Origin of the sequence: Falsiroseomonas oleicola (assembly GCF_019029495.1) — a bacterium.
Classification (GTDB): domain Bacteria; phylum Pseudomonadota; class Alphaproteobacteria; order Acetobacterales; family Acetobacteraceae; genus Falsiroseomonas; species Falsiroseomonas oleicola.
This window is the reverse complement of sequence record NZ_JAERQM010000003.1, coordinates 585,367-607,578: the sequence shown is the minus strand read 5'-3', so window position 1 is coordinate 607,578 and position 22,212 is coordinate 585,367. Positions and strand designations below refer to the sequence as shown.

Sequence of the window (22,212 nt, the reverse complement as noted above, 5' to 3'; positions counted from 1 at the left end):
CCGGCTGGGCGGGCGCCGGCTGGGCGGGCGCCGGCTGGGCGGGCGCCGGCTGGGCGGGCGCCGGCTGGGCGGGCGCCGGCTGGGCGGGCGCCGGCTGCGCGGGTTCTGGCCGCGGGGGCGCGCTGGGGACGGCAGCCGGCAGCAGAACGATGGTCACCGCGCGCGAGCCCGGCTCCTGCACCCGGCCGCTGAAGGCGCCGACCCGGGCTTCCGCCCGCACACGCTCCCGCGGCACCCCCTGCTGCGCCAGGGCGGCCGTGACGGCGCGGGCGCGGCGCGCGGCGATCTGGGTGCTGGTCTCCGCGCCGGCACGGCGATCCGCATGGCCCAGCACGCAGATCCGCCGGCCGGGCTCCGCCTTGGCCCGCGCCGCCGCCGCCGCCACCGCGCTGCGGCCCGCCGGGCCGAGGCTGCTGCTGTTGCCGGCAAAGGGCACGGCGATGACGTCATCCTCCAGCCGCTCGGCACCGATGCAGTTGAAGGGGCGCGGCTGCGCCAAGGCCGGCGTCGCGGCCAGCGCCAGCAGAAGGGCCAGGGCGATCCTCATGCCGCGCGCCCCAGCAGGCCGGCGGCGGCCAGGCGGTCGAGCAGCCCGGCGGCATCCACGGCCGGGGCCTTGGCCGCCAGTTCGGGTGCCGTCACATCCGGCCGGGCCAGCAGCCAGGCGGCGGCCTCGGCTTCCGGCGGGGTGACCACCACCGCGCCCTGCGGCCCCTTCACCATCCATTCCGCACCGCGCCGCACCGGCTTGGCGCCCGGCGCAAGCACGCGGAAGGCCGGCGCCTCGACTGCACCGATCGGGGCGGAGGCTGCGGCGATGCCGCGCGCCGCCAGCATGTCGTAACCGCCGCGATGGTAGCGATAATTGCCGACGAACTGCGCCAGCACCTCCATCACCTTCGGGTCGCGGCACAGTTCCGAAAGCCGCTGGCCGAGCAGCCCCGCTCGCTGCGTCAGCGCGAATTTCGCCGGGTTGGAGCCATCCTGGCGCGGCAACGGCTTGCGGAATTCGGGGTCGTAGAGGATGCGCTCCGAAAGGATGTTCATCAGGTCCATGCCCAGCGGCGCATGCACGCCATAGGCGATGTGGACGCTGGACGGCGCCTCGGCCAAAGCGTCGTGATACCAGCCGCGCGGAAGGTACAGCAGGTCGCCGGGCTTCATGTGAACCGTGCCGCGCAGCTTGCCGCGCGCCTGGTCGTGATGCGCCTGCGGCTGGCCGCGGAAGGCGGGGTGGGCGATCGGGTAGTCGGCCCGGCCCTCCCAGATGTTCCAGATCTTCTCGCCCTCCACCTGCACCGCCCAGACATCATGCGTGTCGTAATGGGTGTGGAAGGCCTTGTGGCTCTGCCAGCTGATATAGACGTTGGCCTGGGCCTTGCCGAGGCCCGCCCCCTCCAGCGCCGAGGAGATGCCGGCCAGGCCCGGCGTCAGGCTGTCCACGTCGTTCATCACCACGCTGGCGCCCTTGGCGATCCAGCCCTGGACCAGCTTGGCATCCGGCTGGAGCACCGCCGCGCCGTCGCGGCTGGTGGCGCGGGTGCAATACTGCTCCGGCGGCACCGCGACGCTGTCCATCACCAGCTTCAGGCTGGTGCCGGTCCAGATATGCGTCATGTCCAGCAGCCGGTTGATCTGCCGCCAGGACAGAACCTCCGCGAACTTGCCGGGCGTGCCGCGGATATGCAGCGGCTGACGGTCCAGATGCTCCGCGAGGAAGCTTTCGGCCGTGACGGGGGCGAGCAGGGCGGCGAGGCTGTCGATCATGCGGGAAGAATAGCCCAGAAGCCGCCCGGGTTGCACCCGTGTCGCCGCGCCGCGCTTGCGGCGACCCGCGCGAAGGGCCAGCTTCCGGCCAGGAGGACCAGTGCATGACGGATTTGGGCGGCGAAACAGGCCTGGGCGCGCGCCCGGCCGAGGATGGTGTGCGGCCGCAGGTGCTGGCCGCCGCGAGCGCCGCCATGGCCCGCCTCGCCCCGGCCCTGCCCGACGCGGCCGGCAATCTGCTGCGCCGCCTGCATGCCGCCGTGCCCACCGCCGAACTGGCCGCGACCCCGCCCGAGGCCCTGGCCGAGGCCGCCGCCAGCCTGTTCGCCTTCGCCGCCCAGCGCAGACCGCGCGAGACCCGCCTGCGCGTGCTGCCCCCCGGCCCCGGCCGGGGCTCGGTCGCGGTGGCGGAGATCGTCACCGACGACATGCCCTTCCTGGTGGACAGCGCCCTGGCCGCGCTGACCGTCAGCGGCCGGGTGGTGCGGCAGTTCCTGCATCCGGTCGTGCCGATCCGCCGCGACGCGGATGGCCGCCTGCTCGCGATCGAGGAAGGCGCGCCGCGCGAAAGCGTGATGCGCATTGCCATCGCCGCCGGCGCCACCCTGTCGCTTGCCGGCACCGGCCCCGCCGAATGGCCCGCGGTGGAAGCCGCGCTGCGCCGCGCCATGGGCGATGTGCGCCTCGCCGTGGGTGATTTCGGCGCCATGCTCGCGCTGCTGGCGGAAGCGGGGCGGGAGGTGCAGGCCGAGGGCGGCGCCGCCGCCGACTTCCTTGGCTGGATGCGGGACGACAACTACGTGCTGCTCGGCCATCGGCGGCTGGCGGTCGCGCCCGATGGCGCGATCTCCGTGGTGGCGGAGGAGGATCTCGGCATGCTGCGCGACCCGGCGGTGCCGGTCTTCGACGCGCTGCGCGACCTCTCCGCCATCCCCGACGCGGTGCGGACCACCTTCGCCGGCATGGAGCCGGTGGTCGTCGCCAAGGCGAATATGCGCGCCACGGTGCACCGGCCGCAGCACGCCGATGTGGTGATGTCGCGCATCCGCGACGAGGCCGGGCGCATCATCGGGCTGCGGCTGTTCCTCGGCCTGTTCGCGGCCGATGCCTATAACCGCAATCCCCGCGCCATCCCCCTGCTGCGGGAGAAAGTGCTGCGGGTGCTGGCGCTGGCGGGGCTCGATCCGGAAAGCCATGACGGGCGCGCGCTGCGCAACATCCTGGACACCTGGCCGCGCGACGAGCTGTTCCAGGCGCCGGAAGGCGAGATCCTGGCCGGCGCGCGGCGCGCGCTGGACCTGACGATCCGGCCGCGCGCGGCGGTGGTGCTCCGGCGCGATCCCTTCGAGCGCTTCGTCGCAGCCATCACCTGGCTGCCGCGCGATACCTTCGACACCGCGCTGCGCCAGCGCGTCGGGCAGTTGCTGGCCGATACCTTCGGCGGCCGGCTCTCGGCCTGGTACACGCTGATGGGCGACGCACCGCTGGCACGCGTGCACTACGTCATCGGCACCAGGCCCGGCGACCTGCCTGTGGTGGACGAGGCGGCGCTGGAGGCCGCCATCGCCCAGGTGGCGCGCGGCTTCTCCGAACGGCTGGAGGAGGCGCTGGCCGAGGAATACGGCGCCGGCGCAGCCCGCCCCCTGGTGCGGTGGCGCGAGGCCTTTCCGCGCGCCTATCGCGACCTGGAAACGGCCAACCAGGCCATCGCCGACATCGATCTGGGGGAGCGTGCGCTGGACCGGCAGCGCCCGCGCGCGACGCTGGAGCGCGCACCGGGCGCCGGGCCCCGCCGGCTGACGCTGCGGCTCGCCAGCCCCGGCCGGCCATTGCCGCTCGCGGATGCGCTGCCGCTGTTCCGCAGCCTGGATCTGCGGGCGATCGAGGAACAGCCCTATCGCCTGACGCCGAAGGACGCGCCGGAGGTGATGCTGCATGTCTTCCAGCTGGAAGCCGCCGCCGATGTGGCGGAGGAGAATTTCGGCACCATCCTCGGCACACTGTCCATGCTGCTGGACGGGGTGGCGGAGGCGGATGGCTTCAACCGGCTGGTGCTGCGCACGGGGATGAGCTGGAAGGATTGCTGGCTGCTGCGGGCAATGTATCGCTGGCTGAAGCAGGTGGGCTTTCCCTTCGCGCAGGAAAGCGTGGAGGACGCGCTGACGGCGAATCCCGAGGCCGCGCAAGTGCTGATCGACCTGTTCGATGCGCGCTTCGACCCGCAGGCGAAGGATCGGGACGAGACGGCGCTGCGGGCACGCTGGACGACGATTCTGGACGGCGTCGCCAACCCGGATGAGGACCGCATCCTGTCGCGCATGCGGCTGCTGCTGGATGCGATCCTGCGCACCAACTTCTATCAGTCGAAACCCTACCTCGCCTTCAAGCTGGATTCGGCCCTGGCTGGCGACATGCCGCTGCCCCGGCCCTGGCGCGAGATTTTCGTGCATTCGCCGCGGATGGAAGGTTGCCATCTGCGCGCCGGGCCGGTGGCGCGCGGCGGCATCCGCTGGTCCGACCGGCGCGAGGATTTCCGGACGGAGGTGCTGGGCCTGATGAAGGCGCAGCGGCTGAAGAACGTCGTCATCGTGCCGACCGGCGCCAAGGGCGGCTTCGTGCTGAAGCATCCGCCGCCGTCCTCGGATCGCGAGGCGTTCCAGGCGGAAGGCATCGCCGCCTACCGGACCCTGGTGCGCGGCATGCTCGACCTCACCGACAATTTTTCGGAATCCGGCGGTGTGGTGACGGCGGAGGGCATCGTGCGGCGCGATGGCGACGACGCCTATATCGTCGCCGCCGCCGACAAGGGCACCGCCACCTTCAGCGACATCGCCAACGACCTGTCCGCCGAATACGGCTTCTGGCTCGGCGACGCTTTTGCCAGTGGTGGTTCCGCCGGCTACGACCACAAGGGCATGGGCATCACGGCGCGCGGCGCCTGGGTGATGATCGACCGCCATTTTGCCGAGTTGCGCGGCCAGGGCGTGCAGGAAGCCGCGTTCACCTGCGCCGGCGTCGGCGACATGTCGGGCGACGTGTTCGGCAATGGGCTGCTGATCTCGAAGAAGACGAAGCTGGTGGCGGCCTTCGACCATCGGCACATCTTCCTCGACCCCAGTCCGGATGCGGAAGCGGCCTTCGCCGAACGCGCGCGGCTGTTCGCGCTGCCGCGATCGAGCTGGGCGGATTACGATGCGCGGCTGCTGTCGCCGGGCGGCGCCATACTGCCGCGCAACGCCAAGACGCTGCCGCTGTCGCCGGAAGCGCAGGCGCTGCTCGGCATCACGGAAGATCGCGCGGAGCCCGCCACCATCCTGCGCGCCATCCTGACACTGGATGTCGACCTGCTCTATTTCGGCGGCATCGGCACCTATGTGAAGTCCAGCACCGAGACGCAGGCCGAGGCCGGCGACCGTGCCAATGACGCGATCCGCGTCGATGGCGCCGCGCTGCGTTGCCGAATCCTGGGCGAGGGCGCCAATCTCGGCATCACCCAGGCGGGGCGCATCGAGGCCGCCCAGCATGGCGTGCGCCTCAACACCGATGCGCTGGACAATTCCGCCGGCGTCAGCACCTCCGACCACGAGGTGAACATCAAGATCCTGCTGGCCGACGTGGAACGCGAGGGCGCGCTGACGCGCCGCCAGCGCGACGTGCTGCTGGGCGAGATGACGGAGGAGGTCGGCCGCCTGGTGCTGGCCGACAACCACGCGCAGTCCCTCACCATCAGCCTGGAGACGCGCACGGCGGTGGAGGACATGGCGGCCCATGCGGCGCTGATGGCGCGGCTGGAGGCCGAAGGCGTGCTCGACCGCGCCGTGGCCGGGCTGCCGGATGCGGCGGTGCTGCGCGCCCGTGGCGCGGAGGGCAAGGGGCTGACGCGGCCCGAACTGGCCTCCCTGCTGCCACCGGCCAAGCTGTGGCTGACGGAAGCGATCGAGGCGAGCGGTCTGCCGGATGAGCCCGCCCTCGCCCCGCTGCTGCGCGGCTATTTCCCGCAGGCGCTGCAGGACCGTTTTTCCGATGTCATCCCGCGCCACCGGCTGAAGCGCGAACTGGTGGCGACGGGCCTGGCCAACCTGGTGGCGAACCAGCTTGGCACCGCCGCGCTCGGCCGGCTGGCCGGCGCCGAGACCAGCGGGGCAGAGGTGGTCCGCGCCGCCTGGCTCGCCAGTGCCCTGTTCGGGCTGGAAGCGGCGGCGGTGGCGGCCGATGCGGCGCCCGTGCCGCCGGCCTTGCGGCTGGAGGCGATGGCGGCGCTGCGCCGCCTGCTGGAAGCGGCGACCCGCAAGGTGATGCTGGAACATGCCGAGGCACCGCTGGACGCGGCGCTGGCCGCGCTTGCGCCGGGTGTTGCCGCCTTGATCGCGGCGGAGGAAGCGGCGCCGGGCGAGGAGGCCAGGCGCCTGATGGAGGCGGGCCTTCCGGCCTCCCTCGCCGCGCTGGCCGGTGGCGGCGCGCGGCTCGCCGCCGCGCCCTCCGTCGTCCGGCTGGCGCAGGACAGCGGCGCGGACCCCGCCACCGCCGCCCAGGCCTGGCGCGAAGTGGGGGAGGCCTTCTGCCTGGACGCGCTGCGCGAAGCCGCGGAGGGGGCACGCGCGACAAACGCCTTCGCCGCACGCGCACAGGCGGAGGCGCTGGCTGACCTCGCCGCGGTGCAGGCCCGGCTCGCCCGCGCCCGGCTGGCCGGGGAGGGCGATCCGGCCCGCATGACGGAGGCCACGCAACTGGCGCGGGAGGCGGCGCGGGCCGGCGACCTGGTGGCGATCGGCGTGGCGACGCGGGCGATCTCGGGGCTGGCGTGACGCAGGACGTCCTGCCGGACCTGCTGAAACCAGGGCTCCGGCTGGTGTTCTGCGGCATGGCGGCGGGGCCGGAATCGGCCAGGATCGGCGCCTATTACGCCGGTCCTGGAAACCGGTTCTGGATGGCGCTGCATCAGGCCGGTTTCACGCCGGAAATGCTCCGGCCCGCGGAATTCGCGCGCCTGGGCGAATGGGGTATCGGCCTGACGGACCTGGCCAAGACGCAATACGGGGTCGACCGGAACATCGCCGTGTCGGAGGCTGACGTCGCGCGTTTCAGCGACACCATGATGCGGTATCGCCCGGGCGGGATCGCCTTCACCAGCAGGGAGACCGCCATGCGATTCCTGGGCCGCCGCGCGGGGAAAGAGCTGGCATTCGGTCCTTTGGATGGAAATCGGCGCCCGGCCGGCTTTCCCCCGGTCTGGGTCCTGCCGAGCACGTCTCGCCTGAACGGGCATTGGCAGAAGCGTGACTTTCAGCGGATTTGGTGCGAGGCGGCGATCGCGCTTGGTTTCGGCGGTGAATGAAGGGCGATTGCGGTGACGAAAAAAGCCTGGGCCTGGGCGCTGTATGACTGGGCGAACAGCAGTTTTCCGACGGTGGTCTCCACCTTCGTCATCGCCGCCTATTTCACCAGTGGCATCGCCGCGGACCAGGTGACGGGGCAGGCGCAATGGGGGTGGATGCAGTCGGCGGCGGGGCTTGCCGTGGCGCTGCTCTCGCCGGTGCTGGGCGCGGTGGCGGATGCGGGCGGGCGGCGGCGCCTGATGCTGGGTATCTTCACGCTGCTCACGGCGATTGCCACCGGCATGATCTGGTTCGCCCGGCCCAGCCCGGACTGGGCGGTCTATGCCCTGGTCTGCGTCGGGCTGGCGACGGTGTGCTTCGAGATCGGCACGGTGTTCTACAATTCCATGCTGCCCGGCGTGGCGCCGCCGGGGCGGCTGGGCCGCGTTTCCGGCCTCGGCTGGGGGCTGGGCTATGCGGGCGGGCTGGCCTGCCTCGCCATCTCGCTGGTGCTGCTGATCCAGCCCGATCCGGCACTGTTCGGGCTGGACCGGGGTGCCGCGGAACATGTGCGGGCCGCGGCGCTGCTGGTGGCCGCCTGGATTCTGGTCTTCGGCTGGCCGGTGCTGCTGGCGCTGCCCGATCCGGCGGGGCCACGTCCGAGCTGGGCGCAGGCGGCCGCGCAGGGGCTGAACGAGATCGCCGCGCTGATCCGTACCCTGCCGCGCAATCCGGACCTCGCGCGCTTCCTGCTGGCGCGGCTGTTCTACACGGATGGGCTGAACACGCTGTTCGCCTTTGGCGCGATCTATGCGGCCGGCGTCTTCGGCATGGGGCTCGACCGCATCCTGCTGTTCGGCATCGCCATGAATGTCACCGCCGGCCTCGGCGCCGCCGGCTTCGCGATGATCGAGGACCGCGTGGGCTCCCGCCGCATGGTGCTCGGCGCCTTGATGGCCATGGTCGTGCTGGGCACCGGCCTGCTGCTGGCCGAGACAGAAATGTGGTTCTGGATCATGGCGCTGGCGCTTGGCCTTTTCTTCGGCCCGGCCCAGGCCGCCAGCCGCAGCTTCATGGCCCGCCTTGCGCCGCCGGAGGAGATCGCGGCGCATTTCGGCCTGTTCGCGCTGTCCGGCCGCATCACCGGCTTTCTCGGCCCGGCGGCGCTCGCCGTGGTCACCACGGCGACGGGCAGCCAGCGCCTGGGCATGGCGACGGTGCTGGTCTTCCTGGCGATTGGCCTGGCGATCCTCACCACGGTGCGGGAGCGCCGATGAGCGACTTCGCCTCCCGCCGCGTGGCGGGCCGCTACGTCAATCTGCACAGCGATGTGGATCATGGGCCGGCGGATGTGCTGCGTTGGTTCCGCACGCGGCAGGTGGCGCCCTGGCCGCGCTGGGTGGAGGACCCGCCGCAGCCACCGCCGCCCCGCGTGGCGGCTGGCCGGATCGCCGCCACCTTCATCGGCCATGCGAGCTGGCTGGTGCAGATCGGTGGGGTGGCCGTGCTGATCGACCCGGTCTGGTCGCCGCGCGCCAGCCCGCTGCCCTTCGCCGGGCCAAGGCGCGTGCGCGCCCCGGGCCAGAGGCTGGAGGCGCTGCCGGGCGTCGATCTTCTGCTGGTGAGCCACAACCACTACGACCATTGCGACCTGGCGACGCTGAAGCGCGTGCAGGCGCGCTGGGCGCCGCCCTCCGTCACCTCGCTCGGCACCGGGCGCCTGCTGGCGAAGGCCGGCCTGGCCGCGCCGCGCGAATGCGACTGGTGGGACAGCGTGGAGGTGGCGGGGCTGCGCGTCACCTATGTGCCGTCCCAGCACTTCTCGGCACGCAGCCTGCGGGACCGCAACCGCGCGCTCTGGGGCGGCTTCGTCATCCAGGCACCGGATGGCGCCACGGTGTATTTCGTGGGCGACAGCGGGTGGTGCCCGCATCCGGAGGAAGTTGGGCGGCGGTTCCCGGGGATCGACCTCGCGCTGGTGCCGATCGGCGCCTATGCGCCGCGCTGGTTCATGCGGACGCAGCACATGGACCCGGAGGAAGCGGTGCGGACGCATCTCGCCTGCGGCGCGCGCGCCAGCCTGGCGATGCACTTCGGCACCTTCTTCCGCCTGACCGATGAGCCGATCGACGAGCCGGCGCGGCTTCTGGAAGAAGCGAAGCGCCAGCACGGCGTGGCGCCGGAGGCGTTCCGCGTGCCGGGCTTTGGCGAGACGCTGGTCAGGCCTGTCAGCGCGGCCTGAAACTGCGTTCGATCGCGGGCCGGGCCTCCCACCATTTGCTGGACAGCTTGCCCATCTCGCCGATGGGAATGGCGAGAAGTTGCAGATTCACCAGCGTCGCGATGGTCTGCGCCACATCGGGCTCCGCCGGCAGCAGCGGCACGCCGGCCAGCCAGGCGAAACCGCCGAGCGTCAGCACGGACAGCCAGAGCCCCACCTCCACCATGCGGTCTGCCAGCCATTTCAGCGCCTCGATCAGCAGCGTCGCGCGCAGCCAAAGCCCCTGCGCAGCGGCAACGCCGGAAGCGGGGCCGGAGGCACCTGCGGCCAGGTCGCGTTGCGCCGACAGGATCATCCGGCTGCGTCCCTCGATCGGGCGGCCGGCAAGCCAGGCCAGCGCGATGGCGGGCGGGACGGAGAGCAGCACCAGCGGCAGCCATTCGGCCCCCAGCCCAGCCTGCCACAGCCCGCCGCTGAGCAGCGCGGCGGCGATGCGCGGCGCGTCGTGATAGGCGGCCTCCAGCCCCTTGGCGCCGATTTCGCATCCATAGAGCACATGGCTCGACGCCATCGCCGCATCCGGCGCGGCACCCTGGCCGAGATAGACATTCTGCAGCGCGATGGTGACGCGGGTGCGCGTGCCACGCTTCAGCACGCGTTCCGCCAATTGCATAATGCCGAGTGCCAGGCCGAGCATCGCCACGGCCGGCGCATGGTCGCCGAGCAGGGCGAAGACCGTCACGCCCGGATCGCGCAGCGCCTGGGCCACGGCCTTGGCGATGGCGGCGAAGCCGGGGCGCAGGGCGGCGATGATGCCGACCACGGCCAGCAGGCCCAGGATCCACAGCCGCTGTTCCCACAGCAGCCGCAGCACCGGCGACAACGGCCGCCGCCACCGGGCCGCCCAACCCGTGCCGGCGACCAGGGGGCGCATCAGAAGCGGATGCGCGTGGCGACGTAGAGGGTGCGCCAGGTCGGTTCCCGGTCGATGGAGATCGCCGTGGCATTGCCGCTGGCGTTGTAGGAGGTGGCACGCACCTTCTCATCCTCACCCAGCAGGTTGAGCGCGGAGACGGAAACGGTGATCGCTTCCGTCACCGCGATACTGGCGGAGAAATCCAGTCGCAGCGCCTCGGAACGTTCGGTGCGCAGGCTGGCACCCGCGGCCTGGCCAACCCGAACATCCGTGGAGGCACGCCAATTGGCGGCGACGCCGAAAGTGGTGGCGATGGGCTCCACGAACCAGTCGAGGCCCACCGTGCCGACCACCGGCGGCTGGTCCGCGAAGCGGCGTTCCCGGCCGAGGCGCGGGTCATCCACCTGGCTGTCCAGCAGCGCGAGATTGCCCCAGAGCGAGAATTCCGGCCGGCCCAGCAGGTCGAGCGGCATGCGACCCTCGAATTCCACGCCCCAGAAGCTGCCATCGGCGACATTGGTCGGGCGGCTGACGGCGCGGCCGGCCTCGAAGTTCACCTGCTGCTCGATGCGGTCCTGCACGGAGCGGCCGAAGAGATTGGCGGCGAGCAGGCCACGGCCGCCATAGATCGCATGGTCGATCCCGACATCGGCGCCCCAGATGCGTTCGGGCCGCAGATTGGCATTGCCCGCGGTATCCGGCCGCGCGGTGGTGCCGAGGTCGGAGGTGACGGTCGGGCTCAACTCGCGCAGATCGGGCCGGCGCAGCGTGCGACCGACGCCGAGGCGCAGATCCGTCGCCTCCCCCAAGCGGTGGCGGTAGTTGGCGGAGGGCAGCGGCACATCCAGCTCGGTCGTGGTGCTGAGGCCAGCGGCGTCGCGCGTGCGGGTGGTGGAGGATTCGAAGCGCATGCCGAGCGTCAGCAGCCCGTCCGGCCCAATGCCGATGCCATCCTGCACGAAGGCGTGGCTGATGCCCTCCCGCACGGCGAAGACGCGCGCGGCGTTGGCCGCAAGCGGCACGCCATCCTGCATGTCGCTGTTGTCCTCGTCCCGCGTCTCCGCCACATGGCCGAGGCCGAAGGACAGGCGATGGCCGGGCAGCGGCGAATCGACCCGGAAGCTCGGCGCGACGCGGGTGAAGTCCACATCCTCCGTCCGCCGGCGCAGGCGGTCGATCAGGCCGCTGCTGGTGTAGCGTTCCGCCTTGCGGCGCGTATCCTCCCGCCCCTGCTGCGCATCCAGTGCCGCGGTGGTGGAGAACGCGCCGAAATCATGCGTCACCGCGACGCGGCTGCCATAGCTCTCGCGGAAACGGGTACGATCCTCGCGTTCCTGCCGGCGCACGGCGGACTGGTTGGTCAGCAGCTCGTCCTTGATGTCCAGGCGATTTTCCCGCGTGAACAGGTAGCTCGGCTCCAGCACCACGTTGGTCGCGCCAAGGTCGAGGCGGAAGCTCGGCAGCAGCGAGACCTGGCCATAGCGGCGGCGGTTGCTGTTCAGCGACCCGCCATTGGCGGCGCCGGTGCCACTGTAGGCCAGCACATCCGCATCCTCGGACCGCGCCGGCGATTGCAGGCTGCCGAGCAGGGTGTAGCTCAGCCGGCCCGCGCGGTTGGCGTGCAGCAGGTTGATGTCGCCGATGGCGCCCTGTTGCTCATACAGGCCGGCGCCGATGCCAAGCTCGGTGATCGGGGTCTGGATGTCGTTGCGCAGCACGATGTTGAGCGTTCCGGCGGCGCCCTGCGCGTCTCGATCCGCCATCGGGCTGCGCAGGAACTCCACCCGCTCCACCATCGCCGCCGGCAGGCGGTCGAGCTGGATCGTGCGGGCGGAGGCGCCATCCAGCAGGCGGCGGCCATTGATGAGAATCTGGGTGTATTCCCGCCCGGCGCCGCGCAGGTTCAGCTCCCGCGCCCGGTTGCCCCCATCGAAGACGGCGGAGGGCAGGCGGCGCAGCACGTCACCGATCGGCAGGTCGTTGAACTGCGTCAGCTCCTGCCGCTCGATCACCACGCGGGAATCGGGGGCGTCCCGCCGCGCGCGGATGGCGCGCTCGACGGAGTTCTGGACCGCGTCGCCGCGGATTTCGACGCCAGGCAGCAGCGTGGCATCGGCCGGCACATCGGACTGGGCGAGCGCGGTCAGGGGGGTGAGAAGTACCAGCAGGGCGCTGGCGGGCAGGCGGCTGGACACGGTGCTGGACCCCAGTCATTGCGAATGATTTTGATAATTATTCGCAAATAGCCTTGGCGTCACCAATCCGTCAAATTTGGCCCCGGACTGCCGGCCGGCGGGGTTTTCCGCCGGCCGTTCCAACCCAGCCGTGACCGCTGGCCTTTTCAGCCCGCGGCGTAGAGATAGGCCGGCATCGGCGTGCTGCGGTCTTCCACGCCCTTCACGCCCGGCACATTCTCCGCCAGCACGCGCAGCGCGCGCTGCACTTCGGCGCTGCGGCTGAAGCCGTTCAGCTCCACCACGCCATTCTTCACATCCACCAGCGTGTAGAAGGTGTCGGCCCAGGGCTGCTTGCGCATCGCCGCCAGCACCGCAATGCGGATGCGGTCATCCGACAGATCCAGATCCTCGTGCTTCGGCGCCACCAGCGCGCGCAGCAGGTCGGCGCGGGAGACGAGGCCGAGCAGCCTTCCATCCTGCACCACCAGCACGCGGCGGATGTTGCGGTCCTCCATCAGCTTCGCGACCTCCGCGGCCGGCGTTTCCGGGCTGACGCTGGCGAGGTCGGTGGTCATCAGGTCGGCCGCGGTCGCACCATGGGCGCGGGCGAAGCGCGCCGCGTCGCGTTCCGCGCTGGCGAAGAGGTTGGCGAACCAGGAAGCGGGCTGATCCGCCTCTCCGGCCAGGCGGCGGATCAGGTCGGCTTCGGTGACGATGCCGAGAAGCTTGCCGGTGCCATCGAGAACCGGCACGGCGGAAATGCCGCGCTCGGCGAGCAGCCGGGCGATGGACAGAACGGGCGTGGCGGGCGGCACGGTGACCACCTCGGCCGTCATCAGGTCGCGTGCAGAAAGACGGGTCATGGCCTGCATCCTCCGTTTCGTGGGCGTTGGCGCATCACGATGCGGGGCAGGTTAAGCGCAGCGCGTGCGGACGACCTTGATGCAGGTCAAATCTCCACCCTTCCCCATCCGGAAAGGCGCCTGTATTGCTGGGTGTCCAAGAATCATAAAGGGAGACTCCGAAGAATGACCTTCCATATCGGTCGACGCGCCCTCGCCATGGGCGCCGCGGCGCTCGCCTTGCCGGGGCTGGCCCGCGCGCAGGCTGCCACGCAGATGGCGATCGCCACCGGCACCACCGGCGGCGTCTATTACCCGTTGGGTGGCGCACTGGCGAACTACCTGTCGCGCGACATTCCCGGCATGTCCGCAACCGTCGAGGTCACGGGCGGTTCCGTCGCCAACCTGCAATTGCTGGGCGCCAATCGCGTCGGCATGGTCATCAGCCAGGTCGATGCGGCGGTGGATGCGGTGCGCGGCAATGACCGCTTCCGCGGCCGCCCGGTACCGGCGCGCGCCATCGCCGTGCTCTACACCAACCGCATGCAGGTGGTGACCGTGGCCTCCACCGGCATCACCAAGATGTCCGACCTGAAGGGCAAGCGCATCTCCACCGGCGCGCCGGGTTCGGCGACGGAGGTGATGGCGCTGCGCCTGATCGAGGGCGCGGGCCTCGACAAGGACAAGGATTTCCGCGCGCGGGAACGCCTGTCCCCAGCCGAGAGCACCAATGCCATCAAGGACGGCAAGCTCGACGCCTATTTCTTCGTCTCCGGCTATCCGACCAGCGCGATCACCGATCTCGGCGCCTCCCCGGGCGTGCAGCTGGTCATGATCGACCATCACGAGTTCATCCCCGGCATCATCGAGAAATACGGCCCGGTCTATTTCCCGGAGGAGATTCCGGCCGGCGCCTATCCCGGCCAGACCCGGCCGAACAAGCAGATGTCCGTCGCCAATATCGTCGGCGTCCGCGAAGACATGCCGGCCGACATGGTGGGCAAGATCCTCCAGGTGATGTGGTCCCACCGCGCCGACTGGGCGCAGGTGCATTCCGCGGCGCGCGACTTCAAGCTGGAAGGCCAGAAATCCGCCGCGGCGGGCATTCCCTGGCATCCGGCGGCGGAGACCTTCTGGAAGGCCCAGGGCGCGACCCTGGCCTGAACCGCCGGCCCGGCCCGCTGGCCCATGACGGGCGACGGGGGCGGGCATGATCCCACCATGGCAGCTTGGGGAGGGCCGATTGGCGCCCTCCCCGGCTTTTCCGCATTCGCGACCTGCCGGAGCGCGCGCCTGTGAACACCAAATCCAACCTGCCGCCGGAGGTCGCGCCCGGCGCCCTCGATGAAGCCACAACTGCCCGCATCGAGGCGCTGATCGAGGAGGAGGAGGGCAGTCTCAACAATTTCACCGGCTGGCTCGGCTTCGTCGGCACCGGCCTCGCCTTGGCGATGAGCCTTTTCCACCTCTGGGCGGCGTGGGACATCGTGCCGACCACGACGCTGCGCTTCGTGCATGTCGGCTTCACGCTGGTGCTCGGTTTTCTTCTGTTTCCGGCGGCGAAGCGGTTCCGCCACCGCATGATGGTCTGGGACGTCGCGCTGGCGGCGGCGGGCTTCTACGTCATCTGGTACATGGTGACCGGCGGCGACGATCTCCAGGACCGCGCCATCTTTCCCGAGCCGATGGACCTGGTGGTGGGCTGGCTGATGGTCGGCCTGGTGCTGGAAGTGGCGCGGCGCGCCACAGGCCCCATCATGCCCTGCGTCGCCATCGCCTTCCTGCTCTATGGCTTCTTCGGCAACCTGCTGCCGCCGCCCTGGCAACACCAGGGCTATGACAGCGAGCGGATGATCCCGCACCTGACCATCGGGCTCGACGGCATCTTCGGCTCCGCCATCGATGTCTCCGCCACGCTCATCATCCTGTTCACCATCTATGGTGCCATCCTGCAGGCGACGGGCGCGGGCAAATTCTTCGTCGACTTCTCCTTCGCCGCGACCGGCGGCAAGACCGCGAGCGCGGGGCGCACCGTGGTGCTGTCCTCCTTCCTGCTCGGCGGGCCTTCGGGGTCGGGCGTCGCCACCACCGTCACGCTCGGCACCGTCGCCTGGCCGATGATGAAGCGCGTCGGCTACAAGCCGGATGATGCGGGCGGGCTGCTGGCCGCCGGCGGGCTCGGCGCCATCATCTCGCCCCCCGTGCTGGGGGCGGCGGCCTTCCTGATCGCCGAGTATCTGAACATCGGCTACCTCGACGTCATCAAGATGGCGATCATCCCGACCTGCCTCTACTACGCCTCGCTGCTCTTCATGGTGGAGCTGGACCAGCGGCGGCTGGCGGCGGCCGGCAACGCCGTGCCGGACGACGTGATCCAGGTGGAGCCGATTCCCGCGATGCTGCGGAAATACTGGTTCCACTTCTCCTCCCTCATCGCGATCATCGCCTTCATGGTGGTGGGCTATTCCGCGACGCTCGCCGTGCTCTACGCCATGGTGGTCGCGGTGATGCTGTCCTTCATCCGGCCGAGCGAGGCGCTGTGGCCGAAGAAGCTGCTGCTGACCCTGGCCTCCGGCGCCGTGCAGGCGGTGGGGATCGCGGCGACCTGCGCGGCGGCGGGCATCATCGTCGGCGTCATCACCCTGACCGGGCTCGGGCTGAAATTCAGCGACATCGCCATCCAGGCGGCGGGCGGATCGGTGGTGGTGACGGCGCTGTACACGGCGCTGATCGTCTGGATCATCGGCCTCGCGGTGCCGGTGACGGCCAGCTACATCATCTGCGCCGTGGTGGCGGCGCCGGCGCTCATCAAGCTCGGCGTGCCGGACTACGCGGCGCATATGTTCGTCTTCTACTACGCGGTCCTCAGCGAGGTCTCGCCGCCCACCGCGCTGTCGCCCTTCGCGGCGGCGGCGATCACCGGGGGCGGTCCCTACCGCACCACCTTCCAGGCCTGGAAATACACCCTGCCGGCCTTCGTGCTGCCCTTCGTCTTCGTCACGGACCCGACCGGCGTCGGCCTGCTGCTGAATTTCCGGGACGACATGACCTGGGTCGATGTGGTCTGGCAGACGGTGCTGGCGACTGTCGGCCTCGCCGCGCTGGCCGCCGCCTGCCAGGGCTTCCTGCTGCGGGCGCTGAGCGGGCTGGAGCGGGCCGGGCTGGTCGTCGCCGGGCTTCTGATGATCTTCCCGGCGATCCTGGAGGTCATCGCGCCCGGCATCCTGCCCTATCCGCATCTGATGGGCATGGTGCTGGCGCTGGGGCTGCTTGCCCTGCAATGGCGCCGCCGCGTGGCGTGAGGCGCTGCCTGGCGCTGCCGGGGGCGCTGCTGGGGGCGCTGCTGCTCCCCGGCTGTGGCGATACGCCACTGGCCACGGCGCTGTCGGGCGCCGGGCCGGTGGCCGTGGCGGCCGCACCCATCGCGGGTCCGGCGCTGCGGGTGACGGGAGGGCCGCGGCCCCTTACCTTCGCCCTCGTGCAGGAACAGGGCGATTGGCGCCTGTGGCGGGCCGAGGGCGGCGCGGCGCTGGCCACCCAGGGGCCGCGCATCATCGCCACCGCCGGCCTTGGCCCGGGCCTCGCCGCCACGCGGATCGAGGGCGTGGACCCGCTGGCCGATCCCCGCGCGCTGCGGGCCGACCCCGCCACGAGCCGCCGCAGCATCGACCTGCGCGGCGCCGGCGATAACCCGGCCGGGATGCGCTTCGGCCTGGCGCTGACCTGCGAACTCACCGCCGCGCCGCAAGTTGGATGGCTGGTGGTGACGGAGCGCTGCACCGGCCTGGGCCTCACCTTCGAAAACCGCTTCGTGACGGAGGCGGCGACCGGCCAGGTCCGGCGCAGCCGGCAATGGATCGGCGACGTCGTGCTGGAGGTGGAGGGACCATGATCCGTTTTTTTGTCACTGCCGCGCTGCTGCTTCCGCCCGTGGCGGGCCTGGCCCAGACCCCCGCCAGCCGTGACTGGAACTCGGAAAAATGCGCCCGCTACGCGGAAATGTGGCCGCAGGCGCTGACGCGCTTCGGCCGCGCCGGGCTCAGCCCGGAATTTCTCGAACGCCACGCGACCTTCCTCGACTCCGGCTGCCGGTCCCGGGTGGAGGTCTGCCCGCGCTCGCCGCAGGAATTGGCGCTGGCCGATGCCATGACCATCGCCGCGATGAATGCCGGCACCGCCAGCAGTTTCGTCCCGTTCCGCTGCGGCGGCTGAGGGCCACGTCCGTTACGTTCTGTCACTTGAAAGCGAGGCAGTCTCGATATATCTGAAATTTCGATAGATCGAAACCGCTACGAAGAGAGTGACATGCACCATCACCGACATCACGGTTGCCACCACGGCCAGGGCGAGCGGCGCTTCGCCCGGGGACCCGCGGGCGACGGCGGCCATCACGAACACGGCCATGGCTTCGGCCGGCTGCATGGCCGCATGCGCGGCGGCGGCGGGCGATCCGGCCGGCTGTTCGACCATGGCGAGCTGCGCCTGGTCGTGCTGGCCCTGGTCGCCGAACAGCCGCGCCATGGCTACGAACTCATCAAGGAAATCGAGGACCGCGTCGCCGGCACCTACAGCCCCAGCCCCGGCGTGATCTACCCGACCCTGACGATGCTGGAGGAGCTGGGCCACGCCACCGTGGCCGAGGGCGGCGGCAAGAAGCTCTATGCCATCACGCCGGAAGGGACGGCCTGGCTGGCCGCCAACCAGCCGGCGGTGGATGCGGCGCTGGCCCGCATGCAGGCGGTGAAGGCCGCGAACAGTGGCGGCCCGCTGCCGGAGGTGATGCGCGCCACCGAGAACCTGAAGCTCGCGCTGCGCCTCCGCCTCGCCCGTGGCCCGCTGACCGAGGAGCAGGTGCGCGGCATCGCCGCCGCGCTGGATGCCGCCGCCACCGCCATCGAGCGGAGCTGAGCCGATGGAGCCCTCCGCCCTGCTGCTCTTCGCGGCCTCCTACCTGGCGGTGCTGATCCTGCCGGGGCCGAGCGTCACGGCGCTGATCGCGCGGGTGCTGGCGCAGGGCCTGGGCGGCGCGCCGGCCTTCGTCGCCGGCGTGGTCACCGCCGCGCTGCTGTGGTTCACGCTCGCCGCCACCGGCCTGGCGCTGCTCGCCGCCTCGCTGGGCGGGGTGTTCGAGGTGCTGCGCTATGCCGGCGCGGCCTATCTTCTGTATCTCGCCTGGAAGCTGTGGCGGGCGCCGATCCGGCCGCTGGCGGCGCCACCGCCGGCGGCCGATGCGGGGCGGATGTTCCTGGCGGGGCTGGCGGTCAATCTCGGCAATCCGAAGGCGATGATGTTCTTCTTCGCTTTGCTGCCGACGGTGGTGGATCTCGGCGGGCTGACGCTGCTGGGGTTTTTCGAGCTGGCGCTGGTGACGGCCGGCATCTGCACCAGCGTGCTGATGGGCTATGCGCTGGCTGCGGCGCGGGCGCGGCGACTGTTCACCTCGCCACGCGCCCTGCGGCTGATGAACCGGGGCGGCGGCGCGGTGATGGCCGGCACGGCGGTGACCATCGTGGCGCGGTAGGGCTTCACCGCCAGCCGAGGCCGGCCATGCGCATCCGGCGCACCACATAGGCCAGCCACAGCCCCTGCACGGCCAATGCCGGCAGCACCACCAGCGGCTTGGCCTCCGGCGGCAGGCGCAGGAACAGCAGCGCCAGGGCGGCGTGGAAGATCGCAAAACCCCAATGGGTGGCGGCGACCACGCGGGTCGGCACGCCGCTGCGCTGGGCGAGCTGGTACAGATGCGTCCGGTGCCCCTCGGCCAGCCTCTCGCGCATCAGGGCACGGCGGGCCAAAGTGAAGCCAGCGTCGAAGAGGAGGCCGAAGATCAGCAGCGGCACGATGAGGAAGGAGACCTGCTGGCCATCGAAGCGCGCTGCCGCGACGGCAAATGTGGCGAACATGAAGCCGGCGAACTGGCTGCCGACATCGCCCATGAAGATGCGGGCCGGATGCAGGTTGAAGGGCAGAAATCCCGCAAAGCCCGCCGCCAGGAACAGCGCCGCGGCATAGACGAACCAGCCGCCCTGCAGCGCCGCGATCAGCGCCAGGGCGGCGCTGGCCAGCAGCAGCGTGCCGCCCACCAGCCCGTCCAGCCCGTCCATGAAGTTCACCGCATTGGTGCAGCCGATGATCCAGACCAGGGTCAGCGCCACACCGACCCAGCCCAGCTCCACCACGCCGATCCAGGGCAAGGCGAGCCGCGACAGCACCAGCCCGCTGCCCAGCGCGACCAGTGCCGCCGCCGCCTGCGCGCCCAGCCGCAGCCGCGCCGACAGGGATTTGACGTCATCCACCAGCGCAACCCCGGCAATGGCCAGCGCGGCGAGGATCACGCCGATGAATTGCGGGTCGGCGATGCGGGCATAGGTGGCGGTCAGGAACAGCGCCGACATGCCGCCGACGAAGGCCACCACCACGCCCAGCCCTCCGCCGCGCGGCGTCGGCCGGCTATGCGCGCTGCGCGCATTCGGCTGGTCCAGGATCGGGAAGGCGATCATCAACCGCACCACCAGGGCGGAGAGCACGGCGAGCGATACGGCGAAGGCCAGATGCTCGATCAGGGCGCGGAACTGCATGGCGCCGCCCTGTGCCCCTTGCAGGGCCATTCGGCAAGGGTCAGGGCGCCAGCCGGGCCGGCTCCAGGCTGGCATAGACATCGCCGGAATTGGCGGCATGCGGCAAGGCGGCGATCCAATCCGCCATGGCAGCGGCGGTCAGCGGTGTTTCATGGGCGAAGCGCATCCCCTCCCCCAGGCAGGCATTGAAATGGCGGTAGCCGAGGGCGGCGAGGCGGCCCATGCAGTCCGCCGCCACGCCGCGCTGGATGGTGGTGAATTCGAAGGACAGGCTGCGCGGGGGGCGGGACAGCCCGGAGAGGGCCACGGCCTCATAGCCCTCGACGTCGATCTTGAGGAAGTCGGGCGCGCCATGTTCGGCGGCCAGGGCATCGAGCGTGGTGACGGGCAGGGTCAGCTCGGTGTCCCAGACCTGGCCCTCCCAGCCCTCCGCGCCTGTGGCGGCGGCGATGAAATCGGCCGAGGCGCTGGCCACCGTGGGATTCTTCGAGTTCACCCGCAGGGTGGCGGTACCGGCCTCGGCACCAACCAAGGCGGAGACCAGGGTGAAGCCGGGGGTGCGGCCATGGAGCAGGCGCAGCAGCCGAGCGAGGCGCGGCTGCGGCTCCACCGCCAGCGCCCGCGCGCCGAGGCGCAGGAAGCTGGCGCTGCGGTCGCCGACATGGCTGCCGACATCGAAACCCAGCTCCCCCGGGCCGAGGAAGCGCGCGTAGAAGCCGTCCAGCGCCGCGGCGCGGCCGGGGACGTAATAGGTCCGCAGCGAATGGCGGATGGCGGCAGCTGTGGTCACGCGAAGACCACGGCCGCTCCGCCGGCCGCCTCGGGCGGCACCATGATGCCGTCCGGCGCCTCCCGCACCGGCAGCCCGGCCAACACCTCGCGCGCCGCCTTGCCGCCATCGCCGGTGCGGATCACCAGGCCGGCGATGAAGGGCAGGGCGGGCGCGGTGACGCCGGGCAGGACCTGGTCCAGCACCGCCGGCGGCAGGATGCGCAGATGGGTCGGCAAAGCGGGCGAGAAGGGACCTGCGCCGCCCTCCACCCCCGGCAGGGTCAGCACGAAGCCACCCAGCGGGTCCGGCCGCGCCGGCTGGCCGGTGAGCTGCGACAGGCGCGCGGCGGTGTCGGCCGGCTCGGCAACAGCCAGAATGGTGGTCTCCAGCGCCACGGCGCCGTTGCGATGGTCCATCCAGCGGCGGTCCCAGACCAGTTCGGGGGTCAGGTGCTGCACAAGCTGGACCCGGCCTTCCGGCGCATCCGGGAAGGGCAGGCGGGCGAAGCGGGCGATGGGGCCGCCTTCCTCCACCGGGCGTTGCAGCCAGGAGACGCCGGGGATGGGCAGGCCGCCACGGCGCAGGCGTTCGAGGTTGCCCTCCGCATCCTGAATGCCGAAGGCGATAATATGGGCGCCGGTGTAGCGCGCGAGGAATCCATCCAACCCGTTGGCGAACAGGCTTTTGTCAATCAGGCCGAGCAGCTCGATATAGCCGTGTTCCAGGAAGGCGCAGCGATTGCCGCTGCCGAAGGCCTCCACCGGGCTTTCGGGGGTGCGCTTGCCGGATTGGCGGGCGAAAGGGGAAAGGGCGAAGCCCATACGTTCCCAGGCGCCGGTCAGCGCCGGCAGGTCGGCGGTGCAGAGGCCGACATGGTCGAGGGTGGTGGCAAAGCTCATAGGGCAGGGTTCTCGTACTTTGGCAGCAGCCACTCCGCGGGCTCGGCAGCGGCCTCGCGGTACCAGCGATCGACCAGAGAATGGGCGCGGACAGCGGCCACATAGGCGTGGCTGGTGGAGGAAAGCTCCGGCTTCCAGGTGAGGAAGCGGGCGACGACGGGGGCGTACATGGCATCCGCCAGGCCGAAGTCACCCCCCATCAGGAAGGGGCCGCCATGGAGGCCCAGCGCCTCCGCCCAGATCGCCTCGATGCGGGCGATGTCGGCCAGGCTGTCGGGATTGCGGCCATGGCCCGGGAATTCCCGGCCGAGATTCATCGGCATGGCCATGCGCAGCCCGCGGAAGCCGGCATGCATCTCGGCAGCGATGGAGCGGGCATGGGCGCGCGCCGTGCGGTCCCGCGGCCAGAGGTTCGCCTTGAACTCCGCGCAGTATTCCGCGATCGCCAGGCTTTCCCAGACCCGCGCGCCGCGATGTTCGAGGTACGGCACCAGGGCGTTGGGGGAGACCGCCTTGATCGCCTGGGTGCCGCCACCGCCGGCGAGGGGAATCATCACCTCCTCCACCTCGAGCTGCGCCAGATGCACCATCAGCCAGCCGCGCAGGCTCCAGGAGGAGTAGCGCTTCGTGCCGATCACCAGCCTGCCTTCGGCCATCTTCTGTCCCGCCCTTCTGCAGTGGCGGGAAATTGGCACGAAGACAGGGCGCCGTCGAACCTCCGGATG

At 71.0% G+C, this 22,212-nt stretch carries 19 protein-coding genes; 10 read left to right on the top strand and 9 right to left on the bottom strand.

Translation table 11 applies throughout. From position 1 onward, the window contains the following. On the bottom strand, nt 1-547 hold a 547-nt coding region (locus JJQ90_RS13675), incomplete at its 3' end, for an OmpA family protein (protein WP_216876232.1). Continuing rightward, nucleotides 544-1,767 carry a cupin domain-containing protein gene (locus JJQ90_RS13670; RefSeq protein WP_216876230.1) on the bottom strand — a complete coding sequence of 408 codons (1,224 nt, stop codon included), beginning with the start codon at nt 1,765-1,767 and terminating at the stop codon, nt 544-546. The genes JJQ90_RS13675 and JJQ90_RS13670, both read right to left, overlap by 4 nt. Before the next feature lie 104 nt (nt 1,768-1,871). Here JJQ90_RS13670 and JJQ90_RS13665 point away from each other — a divergent pair, with 104 nt between their 5' ends. From JJQ90_RS13665 to JJQ90_RS13650, 4 genes are read left to right on the top strand one after another with little or no spacing between them, the layout of a single operon-like run. Further along, on the top strand, nt 1,872-6,572 hold the full coding sequence (locus JJQ90_RS13665; RefSeq protein WP_216876228.1) for an NAD-glutamate dehydrogenase: 4,701 nt from the start codon (nt 1,872-1,874) through the stop codon (nt 6,570-6,572). Further along, entirely contained in the window at nt 6,569-7,102 is a 534-nt protein-coding gene (locus JJQ90_RS13660; RefSeq protein ID WP_216876226.1) for a mismatch-specific DNA-glycosylase, read from the top strand. Before JJQ90_RS13665 ends, JJQ90_RS13660 begins: the two co-directional genes overlap by 4 nt. 12 nt (nt 7,103-7,114) lie before the next feature. Further along, nucleotides 7,115-8,359, top strand: a complete 1,245-nt coding sequence (locus tag JJQ90_RS13655) for an MFS transporter (protein WP_216876224.1) — start codon at nt 7,115-7,117, stop codon at nt 8,357-8,359. Then, nucleotides 8,356-9,324 (top strand): MBL fold metallo-hydrolase, encoded by a 969-nt coding sequence (locus JJQ90_RS13650; RefSeq protein WP_216876222.1) that lies wholly within the window; start codon nt 8,356-8,358, stop codon nt 9,322-9,324. Before JJQ90_RS13655 ends, JJQ90_RS13650 begins: the two co-directional genes overlap by 4 nt. Here JJQ90_RS13650 and JJQ90_RS13645 read toward each other — a convergent pair. The 3 genes from JJQ90_RS13645 to JJQ90_RS13635 form a co-directional block, all read right to left on the bottom strand. Then, nucleotides 9,311-10,237, bottom strand: coding sequence for a hypothetical protein (locus JJQ90_RS13645; protein ID WP_216876220.1), 927 nt, complete (start codon nt 10,235-10,237; stop codon nt 9,311-9,313). The genes JJQ90_RS13650 and JJQ90_RS13645 overlap by 14 nt on opposite strands. Beyond that, nucleotides 10,237-12,414 carry a TonB-dependent receptor plug domain-containing protein gene (locus JJQ90_RS13640; protein WP_216876218.1) on the bottom strand — a complete coding sequence of 726 codons (2,178 nt, stop codon included), beginning with the start codon at nt 12,412-12,414 and terminating at the stop codon, nt 10,237-10,239. Before JJQ90_RS13640 ends, JJQ90_RS13645 begins: the two co-directional genes overlap by 1 nt. Nucleotides 12,415-12,560: 146 nt before the next feature. Further along, nucleotides 12,561-13,259 (bottom strand): CBS domain-containing protein, encoded by a 699-nt coding sequence (locus JJQ90_RS13635; RefSeq protein WP_230410623.1) that lies wholly within the window; start codon nt 13,257-13,259, stop codon nt 12,561-12,563. A 165-nt stretch (nt 13,260-13,424) separates the two neighbouring features. Here JJQ90_RS13635 and JJQ90_RS13630 point away from each other — a divergent pair, with 165 nt between their 5' ends. The 6 genes from JJQ90_RS13630 (at nt 13,425) to JJQ90_RS13605 (ending at nt 18,759) form a co-directional block, all read left to right on the top strand. After that, a complete protein-coding gene (locus tag JJQ90_RS13630) occupies nt 13,425-14,402 on the top strand; it encodes a TAXI family TRAP transporter solute-binding subunit (protein ID WP_216876217.1) in 978 nt (325 codons plus the stop codon). 131 nt (nt 14,403-14,533) lie between these two features. Beyond that, nucleotides 14,534-16,540, top strand: a complete 2,007-nt coding sequence (locus JJQ90_RS13625) for a TRAP transporter permease (protein ID WP_216876216.1) — start codon at nt 14,534-14,536, stop codon at nt 16,538-16,540. Further along, on the top strand, nt 16,537-17,130 hold the full coding sequence (locus tag JJQ90_RS13620) for a YjbF family lipoprotein (RefSeq protein ID WP_216876214.1): 594 nt from the start codon (nt 16,537-16,539) through the stop codon (nt 17,128-17,130). Before JJQ90_RS13625 ends, JJQ90_RS13620 begins: the two co-directional genes overlap by 4 nt. Beyond that, nucleotides 17,127-17,450 (top strand): hypothetical protein, encoded by a 324-nt coding sequence (locus tag JJQ90_RS13615; protein ID WP_216876212.1) that lies wholly within the window; start codon nt 17,127-17,129, stop codon nt 17,448-17,450. The genes JJQ90_RS13620 and JJQ90_RS13615 overlap by 4 nt, the downstream gene beginning before the upstream one ends. 93 nt (nt 17,451-17,543) lie before the next feature. Beyond that, nucleotides 17,544-18,146 carry a PadR family transcriptional regulator gene (locus tag JJQ90_RS13610; RefSeq protein WP_216876210.1) on the top strand — a complete coding sequence of 201 codons (603 nt, stop codon included), beginning with the start codon at nt 17,544-17,546 and terminating at the stop codon, nt 18,144-18,146. A gap of 4 nt (nt 18,147-18,150) precedes the next feature. Further along, on the top strand, nt 18,151-18,759 hold the full coding sequence (locus JJQ90_RS13605) for a LysE family translocator (protein WP_216876208.1): 609 nt from the start codon (nt 18,151-18,153) through the stop codon (nt 18,757-18,759). Between the two features lie 4 nt (nt 18,760-18,763). Here JJQ90_RS13605 and JJQ90_RS13600 read toward each other — a convergent pair whose 3' ends face one another. The 4 genes from JJQ90_RS13600 to JJQ90_RS13585 are packed head-to-tail and all read right to left on the bottom strand — an operon-like array spanning nt 18,764 to nt 22,143. Then, entirely contained in the window at nt 18,764-19,846 is a 1,083-nt protein-coding gene (locus JJQ90_RS13600) for a glycosyltransferase family 4 protein (protein ID WP_230410621.1), read from the bottom strand. Between the two features lie 10 nt (nt 19,847-19,856). Then, on the bottom strand, nt 19,857-20,606 hold the full coding sequence (locus JJQ90_RS13595; RefSeq protein ID WP_216876206.1) for an FkbM family methyltransferase: 750 nt from the start codon (nt 20,604-20,606) through the stop codon (nt 19,857-19,859). Next, a complete protein-coding gene (locus JJQ90_RS13590; RefSeq protein WP_216876204.1) occupies nt 20,603-21,487 on the bottom strand; it encodes a VOC family protein in 885 nt (294 codons plus the stop codon). Before JJQ90_RS13590 ends, JJQ90_RS13595 begins: the two co-directional genes overlap by 4 nt. Beyond that, nucleotides 21,484-22,143 carry a glutathione S-transferase family protein gene (locus JJQ90_RS13585; RefSeq protein ID WP_216876202.1) on the bottom strand — a complete coding sequence of 220 codons (660 nt, stop codon included), beginning with the start codon at nt 22,141-22,143 and terminating at the stop codon, nt 21,484-21,486. The genes JJQ90_RS13590 and JJQ90_RS13585 overlap by 4 nt, the downstream gene beginning before the upstream one ends. Nucleotides 22,144-22,212 lie beyond the last annotated feature (69 nt).